Annotated in this window: 15 protein-coding genes and 1 pseudogene; 7 read left to right on the top strand and 9 right to left on the bottom strand. The window is 62.1% G+C overall.

All coding sequences use genetic code 11. The annotated features are described in order from the left end of the window. Positions 1-30 precede the first annotated feature (30 nt). Positions 31-486 carry a helix-turn-helix domain-containing protein gene (locus tag CO667_RS21530; RefSeq protein WP_097620292.1) on the top strand — a complete coding sequence of 152 codons (456 nt, stop codon included), beginning with the start codon at positions 31-33 and terminating at the stop codon, positions 484-486. Here the strand turns inward: CO667_RS21530 and CO667_RS21525 are convergent. The 3 genes from CO667_RS21525 to CO667_RS21515 are packed head-to-tail and all read right to left on the bottom strand — an operon-like array spanning position 483 to position 3,076. Continuing rightward, positions 483-1,859 carry an ATP-binding protein gene (locus tag CO667_RS21525; RefSeq protein WP_097620291.1) on the bottom strand — a complete coding sequence of 459 codons (1,377 nt, stop codon included), beginning with the start codon at positions 1,857-1,859 and terminating at the stop codon, positions 483-485. The two genes, CO667_RS21530 and CO667_RS21525, sit on opposite strands and share 4 nt — an antisense overlap. Before the next feature lie 23 nt (positions 1,860-1,882). After that, positions 1,883-2,584: a response regulator transcription factor gene (locus CO667_RS21520; protein WP_097620290.1), complete on the bottom strand. Its 702-nt coding sequence runs from the start codon at positions 2,582-2,584 to the stop codon at positions 1,883-1,885. Continuing rightward, positions 2,585-3,076, bottom strand: coding sequence for a MarR family transcriptional regulator (locus CO667_RS21515; protein WP_097620289.1), 492 nt, complete (start codon positions 3,074-3,076; stop codon positions 2,585-2,587). It abuts the gene before it with no gap. 245 nt (positions 3,077-3,321) lie between these two features. Between CO667_RS21515 and CO667_RS35940 the strand changes: the two are divergent. After that, positions 3,322-3,738 (top strand): annotated as a pseudogene (locus CO667_RS35940) (branched-chain amino acid aminotransferase); the annotation flags it as partial. Positions 3,739-3,778: 40 nt separating this feature from the next. Here CO667_RS35940 and CO667_RS21505 read toward each other — a convergent pair. Continuing rightward, positions 3,779-4,048: a hypothetical protein gene (locus CO667_RS21505; RefSeq protein WP_097620288.1), complete on the bottom strand. Its 270-nt coding sequence runs from the start codon at positions 4,046-4,048 to the stop codon at positions 3,779-3,781. A gap of 183 nt (positions 4,049-4,231) precedes the next feature. Then, the gene (locus CO667_RS21500; RefSeq protein WP_097620287.1) at positions 4,232-4,849 is read right to left on the bottom strand and encodes a DUF1236 domain-containing protein; all 618 of its coding nucleotides are present in this window, start codon (positions 4,847-4,849) and stop codon (positions 4,232-4,234) included. A gap of 287 nt (positions 4,850-5,136) precedes the next feature. Here CO667_RS21500 and CO667_RS21495 point away from each other — a divergent pair, with 287 nt between their 5' ends. Then, the gene (locus tag CO667_RS21495; protein ID WP_097620286.1) at positions 5,137-5,790 is read left to right on the top strand and encodes an MBL fold metallo-hydrolase; all 654 of its coding nucleotides are present in this window, start codon (positions 5,137-5,139) and stop codon (positions 5,788-5,790) included. Between the two features lie 53 nt (positions 5,791-5,843). Here the strand turns inward: CO667_RS21495 and CO667_RS21490 are convergent, their stop codons facing one another. The 4 genes from CO667_RS21490 to CO667_RS21475 all read right to left on the bottom strand — a co-directional run bounded on the left by CO667_RS21490 (position 5,844) and on the right by CO667_RS21475 (position 8,223). Then, positions 5,844-6,185, bottom strand: coding sequence for a tRNA-binding protein (locus CO667_RS21490; protein WP_097620285.1), 342 nt, complete (start codon positions 6,183-6,185; stop codon positions 5,844-5,846). 7 nt (positions 6,186-6,192) lie between these two features. Further along, positions 6,193-7,020, bottom strand: coding sequence for a pyrroline-5-carboxylate reductase (proC, locus tag CO667_RS21485; protein WP_097620284.1), 828 nt, complete (start codon positions 7,018-7,020; stop codon positions 6,193-6,195). Position 7,021: 1 nt separating this feature from the next. Further along, on the bottom strand, positions 7,022-7,522 hold the full coding sequence (locus tag CO667_RS21480) for a YbjN domain-containing protein (RefSeq protein WP_003561305.1): 501 nt from the start codon (positions 7,520-7,522) through the stop codon (positions 7,022-7,024). A 440-nt stretch (positions 7,523-7,962) separates the two neighbouring features. Beyond that, entirely contained in the window at positions 7,963-8,223 is a 261-nt protein-coding gene (locus CO667_RS21475; RefSeq protein WP_097620283.1) for an accessory factor UbiK family protein, read from the bottom strand. 202 nt (positions 8,224-8,425) lie between these two features. On the opposite strand from CO667_RS21475, the gene lgt reads away from it, so the two are divergent. The 4 genes from lgt to CO667_RS21455 all read left to right on the top strand — a co-directional run bounded on the left by lgt (position 8,426) and on the right by CO667_RS21455 (position 12,455). Beyond that, a complete protein-coding gene (lgt, locus tag CO667_RS21470) occupies positions 8,426-9,274 on the top strand; it encodes a prolipoprotein diacylglyceryl transferase (protein ID WP_097620282.1) in 849 nt (282 codons plus the stop codon). A 16-nt stretch (positions 9,275-9,290) separates the two neighbouring features. Further along, positions 9,291-10,391 carry a class I SAM-dependent methyltransferase gene (locus CO667_RS21465; RefSeq protein WP_097620281.1) on the top strand — a complete coding sequence of 367 codons (1,101 nt, stop codon included), beginning with the start codon at positions 9,291-9,293 and terminating at the stop codon, positions 10,389-10,391. A 112-nt stretch (positions 10,392-10,503) separates the two neighbouring features. Then, positions 10,504-11,298: a peptidoglycan editing factor PgeF gene (pgeF, locus tag CO667_RS21460; RefSeq protein WP_097620280.1), complete on the top strand. Its 795-nt coding sequence runs from the start codon at positions 10,504-10,506 to the stop codon at positions 11,296-11,298. A 5-nt stretch (positions 11,299-11,303) separates the two neighbouring features. Then, complete coding sequence (locus CO667_RS21455; RefSeq protein ID WP_097620279.1) at positions 11,304-12,455, top strand: Xaa-Pro peptidase family protein; 1,152 nt, start codon at positions 11,304-11,306, stop codon at positions 12,453-12,455. Positions 12,456-12,524 lie beyond the last annotated feature (69 nt).

The raw sequence follows: 12,524 nt of genomic DNA, 5'->3' as shown, positions 1-12,524 counted from the left end.
ACCTCTCCTTGATTGGTTCCCGGCCCATGTATGTTCTATTGTTTCCGATCGAAAGAAGGTACCAACAAGATCTATACATACCTCGAGGTAACTGAAGTGACCAGCGACATATTCGATTTCTGCTGCAACATGACGGACGAACAGGATGCGCGGGCGCGCGCCTTGATCGAACGGGCGGCGGCAAAGTGGCCGCTGCGCATCCTGCACGCGCTCTCCGATGCTGGCGCGCCCTTGCGCTTTTCGCGCCTGCTGGAGCGGGTCGAGGGCATCAGCCAGAAGGTGCTGACGCAGACGCTGCGCACCCTCGAAAGCGACGGCCTTATCATCCGCACGCTCTACCCGGAGATCCCCCCGCGCGTCGAATACGAATTGACGCCGCTCGGCCGCGATCTCCTCATGCAGGTCGTAACGCTCTGGCGCTGGATCGTCGAACGCCTGGACGATTTCGATGCGCGCAAAGCCGTGAAGCTGACTGCGGAGAGTTAAGCCGGAATGCGGATCGTCGCCCTCAAGCCCCCGAGCGGGCTGTCGCCGAGGGTGACGTTGCCGCCGTGGCTGCGGGCGATGTCGCGGGCGATCGCAAGGCCGAGGCCGGTGCCCGACGCATCGAGGTTGCGCGCCATATCCAGCCGGAAGAATGGCTTGAACACGTCCTCGCGGTTCTTTTCCGGAATGCCCGGCCCGTCATCGTCGAAGACGACCGTCAGCCATTTGGCATTGTGCTTGGCCTCGATGTCGAGCCTGTCGGCGTAACGGCGTGCGTTCGAGGCAAGGTTGGTGACGAGACGCATGAAGGCGTTCGGCCGGACCGATATGTCGTCATCGCCTTCGATCGAATAGCTGAATTTTTTGCCGTGCAGGGCGAAATCGGATTCCAGCTTCGCGAAGATCTCGCTCAGTTTCAGCTCGCCGACATCCTCTTCGACCTCACCGCGCGCAAACGCCATATAGGCCTCCAGCATGGTCTGCATATCGTTGACGTCGTCATTCAGCCCATGCAGATCGGGATTGTCGCCGGCCAGCGCCAATTGCAGCTTGAAGCGGGTGAGGATGGTGCGCAGATCATGGCTGACGCCGGAGAGCATCGCCGTTCGCTGCTCGATCTGCCGTTCGATTCGCTCGCGCATCAGGATGAAGGCAAGGCCGGCGCGCCGGACTTCGTCGGCGCCGCGCGGATGGAAATTGTCGGGCTTCTGCCCCTTGCCGAAGCTTTCGGCCGCGCGCGCCAGCATCAGGATCGGCCGGATCTGCCCACGCAGGAAGAGGATCGAGATGCCGATCAGCACCAGCGAGGTGCCGACCATCCAGACGATGAAGATATGGGTGTTCGAGGCATAGGTCTGGCTGCGCTTGGTCAGCACCCGCAGGATCTTGTTGTCGAGCTTGATGCGGATCTCGACGAGGTTCGAGTTGCCGACCGTGTCGATCCAGAAAGGCCGGTGGATCTCGTCGGTGATCTCGTCGCTGAGGATGCCGTCGAGGATCGAGAAGAACGGCTTGACGCGCGGCGGCGGCAGGTCGCCGTCCGGCTCGATGGAGATCTGCAGGCTGAGCTGGTCGCGGGCGATGCGGATGATCTCGCTATAGTCGGAATTCTGCGGGTAGGTCTCGATGATCTCGATGATCGCCGCGATGTCGCGGGTGACGGCAAGCGACAGCCGCTCCGTCACCATCTGCCAGTGGCGCTCCATGAAGACGGCGGCGACGACGGATTGCAGCAGCACCATCGGAATGATGATGATCAGCAGCGAGCGCGCATAAAGCCCGGTCGGCAGCCGCCGGCGCAGCCAGCGGACGATCCAGCGCCAGCCCGGCGCAGAAGGGCGGTCTTCCCGCCGCAAGCTGTCGATCGTCACCATCAGCGCCGGTCCTGATCTTGAGTTTAATCGATGCTCAGCCTGTATCCGATGCCGCGCACCGTCTGCAGCCAGACCGGGTTGGCCGGATCCTCCTCGATCTTGCGCCGCAACCGGTTGATCTGCACGTCGATCGTTCGCTCGCCGACCTCGGTGTCGTTGCCGATCAGCTCGTGGCGGGGGATCGTATCGCCGGCGCGGCGGGCAAAGAGCAGCATGATCTCCTGCTCGCGGTCGGTGAGCCGGATCACCTCGCTGGCCTTCTTCAGCTCCTTGCGGGTCAGCGAGAAAGTATAGGGACCGAACATCACCTGTTCGATCTTCGGTCCCTCGCCGCCGGCATTGCGGCGCAGGATGTTGTTGATGCGCAGCACCAGTTCGCGCGGGTCGAAGGGCTTGGAAAGATAGTCGTCGGCGCCCGCCTCTAATCCTTCGATGCGATTGCCCGATTCCGCCAGCGCCGTCAGCATGATGATCGGCACGTTCTTGATGGCGCGAAGCCCGCGGGTGACCTCGATGCCGGATTCGCCAGGCATCATCACGTCCATGATGATGAGATCGAAATCGAGGCCCGTAAGCTTGCGCTGCGCCTCGGCGCCGTCGGCGGCGACGGTGACGCGGAAGCCGTTCTCGGCGAGATAACGATTGAGCAGCGCACGGATGCGCGAATCGTCGTCGACCACCAGCAGATGCGCCGCATCGTCGGAAATACCTGTCTTGACCGCCATTCAATCCGCCTTCTGTCTGTCCCGCATCCCTCTGAGGAAAGCTTTTACGCCCTCCCGCACCTCCGCAGAAGCCCCTTCGAATGCCCGCTCAATGCGGCGCGATTGCGGCTCGGCAAGGGCAAGCGCCAGCTCCCGCCCCGATTTCGTCGGATAGAGCTTGCGCTGCCGCCGGTCCTCGGGCCCCGCCACCTGGCGAATATAACCTGAATCGATCAGCTGTTTCAGCACCCTTGCAAGGCTCTGCTTGGTGATCCTCAGCGTATCGAGAAGATCAGCGACCGTCATGCCGGGATTGCGGTTGACGAAATGCACGACACGGTGATGCGCCCGGCCGAAGCCGCTCTTTTCGAGGATGGCGTCAGGATCGGAAACGAAATCGCGATAGGCGAAGAAGAACTGCTCGATGATCTCGAAATCGATAGTGTCGGTATCTTCCATCGCCGTGGCCAGCGGCTCAGGCTTGCCCGCTTTCGGACCGGTCTGTCGTGACACTCGGCATTTCCTTTCTCTTTCCCAGCACAGCGGGAAACTTTCGCGAAGATATGTAAGCTTTATTGACGTAAATTTGTTCCGCTGCTGGCTTCGCCGTACTCTGCCGGGAGCCGCACGGCCTCATTTCCCTGGAAACCAAGGCCCGTCCGGCACACCGACGCAATATGCGATTTCCCCTCGCGTCTGTGGATAAAACGTAATGGGGACAACAATCAACAGGCATGGCGCCCGCGGCGACCGTCGAGCTCTCGAAGCGCCAGGGTTTGCAGGATGTCTATAGCAGCCCGATCGCCTGGCGCGGCAGCGAAATGAAGGGCGTTTCGGCGCAGGCCAATCGCATCAACGTCGCCATGCCGAATACCGTCGTCCGGATCCGAAGACCGCGCCCTGTGCCTCCAAGGCCCCCGGTCTCTCCATAACCTGCAATTGTTTCCAAGCACACCGCCGAAGCCAAGGGCTGCGCGGATCGCGGCCAGGTCGGCGAAGCGACCGGGCCAACATCGTCTTCGTCAAGATAGAACGCGCGATCCCTGCCGGAAGAGCTCTCCGATTTCAGCGAGCACTTCCTCACCGGCTCGGCGGCGGAAGTGAGGCCGGTTTCCGAAACCCGGATGAACGACGACTTAAAGGAGGTCTATCCGGCGGCGGTCGCCGCCGGATAATATCCGTCACGCGTTCGCTCCGGCCGGAGTGTCGGGCCTTTTACCTGTGTGCCCGCGCCATCACCAGTCCGGCGAGCGTCGAGAGAATGCCGCCGCCGATCAGGCCGCCGATGCCGTCGGCGATCAGGCCGGTCATTGCCGCTTCCCCGCCGACCATGCTGAGCAGCATGCCACCGCCCACACCGCCGATCGCGCCGGCAATCGTGCGGGCGACGACATTGATCGACTGCTGCTTCAACGCCGCACTCGCCGCGTTGCCGCCGATGGCGCCGGCAATCAATTGAGTGACGAGCGGAAGTAACGCTTCCATGATTTCCTCCTCTGGCGATCTCCCCGATCGCCGATCCATGCCGACCTTCGGCATATTAGAATTTTATCATATTTTAAGAAAAAGCGTGAGGAAAAATCAACCCAAACGGGATTAAGGCGGCGAGAGGAGAGGCAGGAACCGAGGCGGCCGGACGACCGCCTCTTTGGCATTTTGCAGATCACGTCACTGATAGACGTAGACGATTCGGCGCGTACCCGGATCGACCAGCACCGGCCGGTCATTGATCCTCGTATAACGATATTCGTAGTCCGGGATCGTCTGGAAGGTGACGTCGGCAGGCACCTCAGCGCCGACGACGACATCACCGCCGAGCCGCACCGTATCAGCCGGATTGGTCTCGATGTAGGTGCGCACCGTTTCCGGCGGAGTGATGGTCTCGACCGCCCCGACGGGACCGAGCAATTCGTCGCCCGGCGCCGGCTGCGGGTCGGCGGGGACGACACTTGCGGTCGACTCGTAAGTCACGACGGGAACGCCGATCTCGGCGCGGTGCTGTTCGACGATGACAGAGCTGCCGCCATGATCGACCTGCAGATAATCGGCATAGACCCAGCCGCGCATGCCGTTGACGTCGACACGGCACCAGCGGCTGCCTTCGATGCAGCCGTCGAGCACCGCGGTCGAGCCACGCGTGGCAAGACCGACTGCCGGATATTGCGGGCCGGGACCGGCGCGGACGTTGAGATCATTGACGGTCGTCGCCACCATCTCCGCCTGCGCAAGACCGCCGCTCGCCAGGAGTACGGCTCCCGCCAGCAGAATGTTTCTCTTCAAGGTCATATGAGCGTCTCCTTGGTTTCGATGGGCTGACAACGCGTGGGCTTCCCCGATGTTCCCAGGCGCTCCACAGCGCGAAACGCCGCGTGCAGGATTTTTTTCACAAGCCATTGAAGAAGTTGAATAAAGTTTGATTTTTCTCGCCTCCGGAAACAGTATCGCGAGGCATAAATTCTTGTTGCAGTCCGTCTTTTTGCCGTGAGGCAGGCCGCGGAGGCGGAAGATTCCGGCTGTCCTTGCAGTCGTTTCGGACTATACCCGGAGCATCAGAGACACCAAGCGAGGCACTTATGGGCATGCTCCAGGCCGGCATCATTCCGGTGACACCCTTCCAGCAGAACTGCACGATCTTCTTCGATGCCGATACCAAGGAAGGCGTCGTCGTCGATCCGGGCGGCGACGTGCCGCTGATCCTTCAGGCGATCGCGCAAAACGGCCTGACCATCAAGGAAATCTGGCTGACCCACGGCCATCTCGATCATGCCGGTGGCGCCAGCGAACTGAAGGACGCCTTGAACGTCCAAGTGGTTGGCCCGCATCAGGACGACCTGCCGCTGCTGCAGCGGATCGAGTCCCAGGCCGAAAAATACCGCATATCGGGATTGCGCAACGTCCTGCCCGACCGCTGGCTGAAGGATGGTGACAAGATCTCCTTCGGCACCCACGAATTCGAGGTCTATCACGCGCCCGGCCATGCGCCCGGCCACGTCATCTATTTCAACCGCGCGCAGAATTTCGCCCATCTCGGCGATGTGCTCTTCAACGGCTCGATCGGCCGCACGGACCTGCCCGGCGGCAATCATCAGCAGCTTCTGGATTCGATCCGCGACAAGGTATTGCCGCTCGGCGACGATGTCGGCTTCATCTGCGGCCACGGCCCCGGCAGCCGCATCGGCGATGAACGGCGGAGCAATCCGTTTCTGCAGGAAATCCAAACCCCGTGAAGCATCGCAGGCACATCAGGCCAAACGCCTGATAGGACGATGTGAGCTCACGCTCACATCAGCTTTCGGCCGTTTGGCACCGGCTGCTCGACGGCCGCCAGCACGATCGCGCCGTTCTCGTCCTCGAAACCCAGTGTCAGCACCTCCGAGCGGAACGGCCCGATCTGGCGCGGCGGGAAGTTGATGACGCCGAGCACCTGCCGACCGATCAGGCTTTCCGGCGTATAATGGACGGTGATCTGCGCCGAGGATTTTTTCGTGCCGATGTCAGGGCCGAAATCGATCACCAGTTTGAATGCCGGCTTGCGCGCTTCCGGAAAGGGATTGACCTCGACGATCGTACCGACACGGATGTCGACACGCTCGAAATCGGCGTAGGTGATCTCTTCCGCCATGTCTGCGTCAGCCCGCCAATTCTTCGGCCCGCTTGCGCGCCGCCGCAAGTGCAGCATCGAACAGAGGCTGCATGCCGTTTTCGCCCATCAGCACCGCGAGTGCGGCCGCCGTCGTGCCGCCGGGAGACGTCACATTCTGCCGCAGTCGCGAAGCGTCGTCGGGGGACTGGTGCAAAAGTTCACCAGCCCCCGCGACTGTTTCCCGCGCAAGACGCATGGCGAGGTCCGCCTGCAAGCCGAGTTTACGGCCTGCCTCCGCCATACATTCGACGAGATAGAACACATAGGCAGGACCGCTGCCCGAAAGCGCCGTCACGGCATCGATATCAGCCTCGGCGGACACCCATTCGACCGGACCCGAGACACTGAGAAGCGAATGGACACGCTCGCGCTGCTGAGCGCCGACACCTGAATTGGCAAAGGCGCCGGTGACGCCGCGCCCGACCATGGCCGGCGTGTTCGGCATAGCCCGCACCATGGCGGCTTTACCGAGATGTCTCTCGAGGAAACCGAGCGTCTTGCCGGCCGCGACCGAAACGACCACCGTTTCCGCGCCGACGGCGCTCTTCACATCAGGCAACACCGTCTCCATCACCTGCGGTTTGACCGCCAGAAACAGAACGCTCGCCTTCAGATCCGTGGGAAGCGCGGTCAGATGCTTCGCACCCGCCTCGCTGATCGTCGCGAGCATTGCCGGTGAGGGGCCGGGATCAACGACGATGACGGCCGAGCCCGGGACGCCGCTCTTCAGCCAGCCGGAGAGCATCGCCCCGCCCATGTTTCCGGCACCGATCAGGACGACGGGTTTTTCCGAGGAGAAAGCCTTCGTCGGCATCTTATGCCTCGCCAACCGTTTCGAACAGCACGGCTTCCATCGCCTTCGTTGCGTCCATACCGGACCAGACGACGAACTGGAATGCCTGGAAATAGGCCTCGCAGGTGTCGAGCGCGCTGGACAGCAGCACCTCAACCTGGCGGTTGGTCGGCTCAGCACCGCCGGCAAGCAGCAGTGACTGGCGAAAAATGACGACATCTTCCTGGCGCCAAAGGTCGAAATGCCCCATCAGCACCTGCCCGTTGATCGCCGAGAGCAGCTTGACCACCTCGTTGACCCTGATGTCGGGAACTTTGATATCGAAGGCGCAGCCAAGGTGCAGCGCCTCGAATTCCTCCATCCAGGAGAAGGAGACATGGTAGTCCGTCCAGCGGCCCTCGACCGTCATCGCGATCTCGTCCTCGCCGGACCGTTCGAACGACCAGTCATTGTTGGACGCAACGTACTCGATCATATCGACCGGGTTCGACTGACGCTCGACTTCCAATTCCATCAGGTTCATGCAGCACCTTCTTGACCGGAACGAATGCGACTAACTTGGTGTACGAACACAAGAAAGACACACGCAAATACCGGAACCACCACTCGGATGATCGTTGAACCGCTGCCAGACTTAACGCAGATAACCTGCCCGGAGCTTACCAAGTCGCTTCGAATCATCATTTAAAATCAGTGTATAGCGCCCCTTGCCCCCTGCCAGCCCCCATAAGGGAAAATAGGGCCGGTCACTGTGGAAAGGCTCTTCGAAATTCAATTCAGAAGGGAGAATAAGCGACTCTGCGAATTGGCTTTTTTGGCAGTGTCCACAGGTGGAAAACTCACCTGAATTTTTTATGAAAGATGCGGCATGTGGCAACAAGGCCATGCCGCATCCTGCGTCGTATCGGGACTTTCAGACATGTCCCGCAGATGTGGGCAGCGGTTTTACGATCGCGACGTGTTTTAGTGGCCTTCGCCGGCAAGTTTTGCCTCGAGTGCCGCGATGCGGGCAGCAAGCGCCTCGTTTTCGTCGCGCGCCTTGATCGCCATCTCGCGCACGGCTTCGAACTCCTCGCGCTTGACGATATCCATGCTGTTCAGCCAGCGCTCGGCCTGGGCGTTGAAGGCGGTTTCGATCTCCTTGCGGACGCCCTGGGCGGCGCCGGCCGCATCGGTCATCAGCTTGGCGAATTCGTCCATGATGCGGTTCGTTCCGGTCGTCATGGCGTTTTTCTCCTTGGCATGAGGTGAATTCAGCCCTTCGGGGCCTCGAAGATTGAGGTAGGGCTTCGCCACCCGTGATGCAAGCGCTTTGCATCGGATAAGCTTGCCCGGAACCGGCCGCCAAGGAGCCATCACGAACAATGGACTTGACCGTCCGGGATCGCAGCGGCATGTTCCGCCGACCTCAACGGATGGGAAAACCTTGCCGATAGCCGCCGATCTCCTTGCCATCATGCCTTTTCCGGATATCGATCCGATCGCCGTTTCGATCGGTCCGCTGGCGATTCACTGGTACGGTCTTGCTTATGTCGCCGGCATCCTGCTCGGCTGGGCCTATGCGCGCCGCCTCGCCGCCAACGACAGTCTCTGGCCCGGCAATAGCTCGCCGATATCAAGGACGCAGCTCGATGATTTTATCGTCTGGGCAGCCCTCGGCGTCGTGCTTGGCGGTCGTCTCGGCTATATTTTCTTCTATGATCTTCCGGCCGTCCTGCGCAGTCCCGTCCGTGCGCTCGAGATCTGGAACGGCGGCATGTCCTTCCATGGCGGCCTGACCGGCACGACGATCGCCATGATCCTCTTTGCCCGCCGCAACGCCATCCCGACTTGGAGCCTGTTCGACATCGTCGCGACCGTCGTTCCCTTCGGTCTGTTCTTCGGCCGCATCGCCAATTTCATCAATGGCGAGCTCTGGGGCCGGTTGACCGACGTGCCCTGGGCCGTGGTCTTCCCGACCGGCGGTCCCTTCGCCCGCCACCCGAGCCAGCTTTACGAGGCCGGCCTCGAAGGCATCGTTCTGCTCCTGGTGCTGGCCGCCCTCGTCTATGGCATGCGCGCCCTGAAAAGCCCGGGCTTCATCACAGGCGTTTTCGTCTGCGGTTATGCGCTGTCGCGCATCTTCGTCGAGTTCTTCCGCGAGCCCGACGCCCAGCTCGGTTATCTCCTCGGCACGAACTGGCTGACCATGGGCATGGTCCTCTCCTCCCCGATGATCCTGCTCGGCCTCTGGGCGATGCTGCGGGCTCGCCGCCAGGCTGCGCTGCAGCTCTAAAACGGCAGGACGCGACATGACCACCGCTCTCGGCGAAAAGATCAAGGCGATCATCCAGGCCAACGGCCCGATCAGCGTCACCGATTATTTCTCGCTCTGCCTGGCCGATCCCGAACATGGCTATTACCGCACCCGCGAGCCCTTCGGCCGGTCCGGCGATTTCGTCACCGCACCCGAGGTCAGCCAGATTTTCGGCGAGATGATCGGCGTCTTCATCGTCCATGCCTGGCAACGCCACGGGACGCCAGCGGACGTGCGCCTCGTCGAGATCGGCCCCGGCCGCGGCACCATGATGGCGGATATGCTGCGCGTCATCTCCCGTATCGCCCCGCCGCTTTTCGACGCCATGACCGTGCATCTCGTCGAAACCAGCGAACGCCTGCGCGATGTCCAGAGCCAGACGCTCGAGGATTACGGCGACAAGATTGCCTGGCACAACGGCTTCGACGAAGTGCCATCGGGCTTCACGCTGATCGCCGCCAACGAGCTATTCGACGCCATCCCGATCCGCCAGTTCGTCCGCATGCCGACGGGTTTCCGCGAGCGCATGGTCGGCATCGGTGCCGATGGCGAGCTGACCTTCGCCGCCGGCGTCGCCGGCCTCGATCCAGCACTTCTCCCCGAACCGGTGCAGAACCTGCCGCTCGGCACGCTCTTCGAGATCTCGCCTGCCCGCCAGGCGGTGATGATGGCGATCTGCGAGCGGCTGCGCGCCTTCGGCGGAACGGCGCTCGCGATCGACTACGGCCATCTCGTCACCGGCTTCGGCGATACGCTGCAGGCCGTGCGCATGCATGAATTTGACCCGCCGCTCGCCCATCCCGGTGAAGCCGATCTGACGAGCCATGTCGACTTCCAGCAGCTCGCCGAAACGGCGCTCGCGGCCGGAGTCCATCTGAACGGCGCCCTGCATCAGGGCGATTTTCTGACCGGCCTCGGCATCCTCGAACGTGCTGCCGCCCTCGGCAAGGATCGCGAACCGCAAACCCAGCAGGTCATCCAGACAGCGGTCGAACGGCTTGCCGGCGCCGGTGAAGGCCGGATGGGCGAACTCTTCAAGGTGATGGCGGTCTCTCATCCCGCCGTCGACCTCATGCCCTTTCGTCCGGTGGATTGACAAGGCGCACGCGGCTGGTTCAACATCCCAGCGAAACAAGAACTTGAAGCGCGCCGCCGGTGCGATGCGCTTGGGATAATAACAAACCCCTTAAAAAACCCCGGAATCACAGATGCAGGACGCGGCCTCTCCCGCACCGATCGAAAGCGCGCTGCTGAACGAAGTGGCGGGCAGCACCATCCGCCACGGTTATTTCACCCGGGCCGGCGGCGTTTCCGAAGGGATCTATCGTGGCCTCAATGTCGGCCTCGGCTCCAACGACGAACGCGACAAGGTTATGGAAAACCGCCGCCGCGTCGCCACCTGGTTCAGCCTGCCGATCGAGCGGCTGGCGACCGTGCATCAGGTCCATTCCCCTGATGTCGCGACGATCGGCGCCGATTACGACGGCGCCCGCCCCGAAGCGGATGCGATGGTGACCGCCACGCCGGGTATTGCGCTTGGCGTGCTCGCCGCCGATTGCGGCCCGATCCTTTTTGCCGATCCCGACAATCGCGTCATCGGCGCCGCCCATGCCGGCTGGAAGGGCGCGCTGACCGGCGTGCTCGAAAACACCATCGCTGCCATGGAAGCGCTGGGGGCCGACCGCGCCAGCATCGTCGCCTGCCTCGGCCCCTCGATCAGCCAGGCAAGCTATGAGGTCGGCCCGGAATTCGTCGACCGTTTCATCGCCGAGAACCCGGATTACGAACGCTTCTTCGTGCCGTCAGCAACATCAGGCCACGCGATGTTCGATCTGCCGGCGCTGACCGTCGACAGGCTGACCCGGGCCGGCGTGCGGGCCGAAAGGCTCGGCCTCTGCACCTATCCGGACAGCGAGCGCTTCTTTTCCTACCGCAGGACGACGCATCGCAAGGAGCCGGACTACGGCCGCCAGATTTCAGCGATATCAATCAGGGAGACTTGAGCAGAATGGCACTCCACTTCGAAAAGGCCGAGTTCGCAAGCCGGCTTGCGCGCCTCACCGAGAAGATGAAGGAAGAAAAGCTCGACGCCCTGCTGCTCTTCGCTCAGGAAAGCATGTACTGGCTGACCGGCTACGACACCTTCGGCTACTGCTTCTTCCAGACGCTGGTCGTCAAGAGCGACGGCACCATGGCGCTGATCACCCGCTCGGCCGATCTTCGCCAGGCCAGGCATACCTCGATCCTCGAGGACATCCACGTCTGGGTCGACAGGGTCAACGCCGATCCGACGCTCGACCTGAAGAACCTGCTGGTCGAGATGGATCTGCTCGGCGCCCGTATCGGTGTCGAATATGATACGCACGGCATGACCGGCCGTGTCGCCCGCCTGCTCGACGCACAGCTGACCGCCTTCGGCCAGATCGTCGACGCTTCCTATCTCGTCAGCCGCCTTCGCCTGATCAAAAGCCCGACCGAGGTCGCCTATGTCGAACGCGCCGCCGTTCTCGCCGACGATGCACTCGATGCCGCGATCCGGCTGACAAAACCCGGCGCCGACGAGGCCGATATCCTCGCCGCCATGCAGGGCGCGATCTTTTCCGGCGGCGGCGATTATCCCGCCAACGAGTTCATCATCGGCTCCGCCGCCGATGCCCTGCTCTGCCGCTACAAGGCCGGCCGCCGCAAGCTCGACGCCAACGATCAGCTGACGCTCGAATGGGCGGGCACTTACGCGCATTACCATGCCGCCATGATGCGCACGATCGTCATCGGCGAACCGACGCACCGCCACCGCGAGCTCTACAACGCCTGCCGCGAAACCATCGAGGCGATCGAGACCGTGCTGAAGCCCGGCCATACCTTCGGCGATGTCTTCGACATGCATGCCAGGATCATCGATGAGCGCGGCCTCGCCCGCCATCGGCTGAATGCCTGCGGCTATTCGCTCGGCGCCCGATTCTCACCGTCCTGGATGGAGCATCAGATGTTCCATGTCGGCAATCCGCAGCCGATCGAGCCGAACATGTCGCTCTTCGTGCACATGATCATCGCCGATTCCGATACGGGCACGGCGATGACGCTCGGCCAGACCTATCTGACGACAGCGGATGCGCCGCGTGTGCTGTCCCGCCATCCGCTCGATTTCATCGGGCTTTAAAGATCGCGTTTGCTCCGGTTGAGAATCCGGAATTGACAGAGGACCTTCCCCACCCGCATAAATTCGGGT

The organism is Rhizobium sp. L43 (assembly GCF_002531725.1).
Lineage (GTDB): Bacteria > Pseudomonadota > Alphaproteobacteria > Rhizobiales > Rhizobiaceae > Rhizobium.
This window is presented reverse-complemented; position numbering and strand designations above follow the sequence as displayed.

Bases quoted from the DNA above. Each gene is read 5' to 3' on its own strand.
- CO667_RS21490 (WP_097620285.1), bottom strand. From the start codon at position 6,185: ATGGCGGAAGAGATCACCTACGCCGATTTCGAGCGTGTCGACATCCGT.
- CO667_RS21505 (WP_097620288.1), bottom strand. From the start codon at position 4,048: ATGGAAGCGTTACTTCCGCTCGTCACTCAATTGATTGCCGGCGCCATC.
- pgeF (WP_097620280.1), top strand. From the start codon at position 10,504: ATGCAGGACGCGGCCTCTCCCGCACCGATCGAAAGCGCGCTGCTGAAC.
- CO667_RS21520 (WP_097620290.1), bottom strand. From the start codon at position 2,584: ATGGCGGTCAAGACAGGTATTTCCGACGATGCGGCGCATCTGCTGGTG.
- CO667_RS21525 (WP_097620291.1), bottom strand. From the start codon at position 1,859: ATGGTGACGATCGACAGCTTGCGGCGGGAAGACCGCCCTTCTGCGCCG.
- CO667_RS21465 (WP_097620281.1), top strand. From the start codon at position 9,291: ATGACCACCGCTCTCGGCGAAAAGATCAAGGCGATCATCCAGGCCAAC.
- CO667_RS21455 (WP_097620279.1), top strand. From the start codon at position 11,304: ATGGCACTCCACTTCGAAAAGGCCGAGTTCGCAAGCCGGCTTGCGCGC.
- CO667_RS21475 (WP_097620283.1), bottom strand. From the start codon at position 8,223: ATGACGACCGGAACGAACCGCATCATGGACGAATTCGCCAAGCTGATG.
- CO667_RS21500 (WP_097620287.1), bottom strand. From the start codon at position 4,849: ATGACCTTGAAGAGAAACATTCTGCTGGCGGGAGCCGTACTCCTGGCG.
- CO667_RS21530 (WP_097620292.1), top strand. From the start codon at position 31: ATGTTCTATTGTTTCCGATCGAAAGAAGGTACCAACAAGATCTATACA.
- CO667_RS21480 (WP_003561305.1), bottom strand. From the start codon at position 7,522: ATGAACCTGATGGAATTGGAAGTCGAGCGTCAGTCGAACCCGGTCGAT.
- proC (WP_097620284.1), bottom strand. From the start codon at position 7,020: ATGCCGACGAAGGCTTTCTCCTCGGAAAAACCCGTCGTCCTGATCGGT.
- CO667_RS21495 (WP_097620286.1), top strand. From the start codon at position 5,137: ATGGGCATGCTCCAGGCCGGCATCATTCCGGTGACACCCTTCCAGCAG.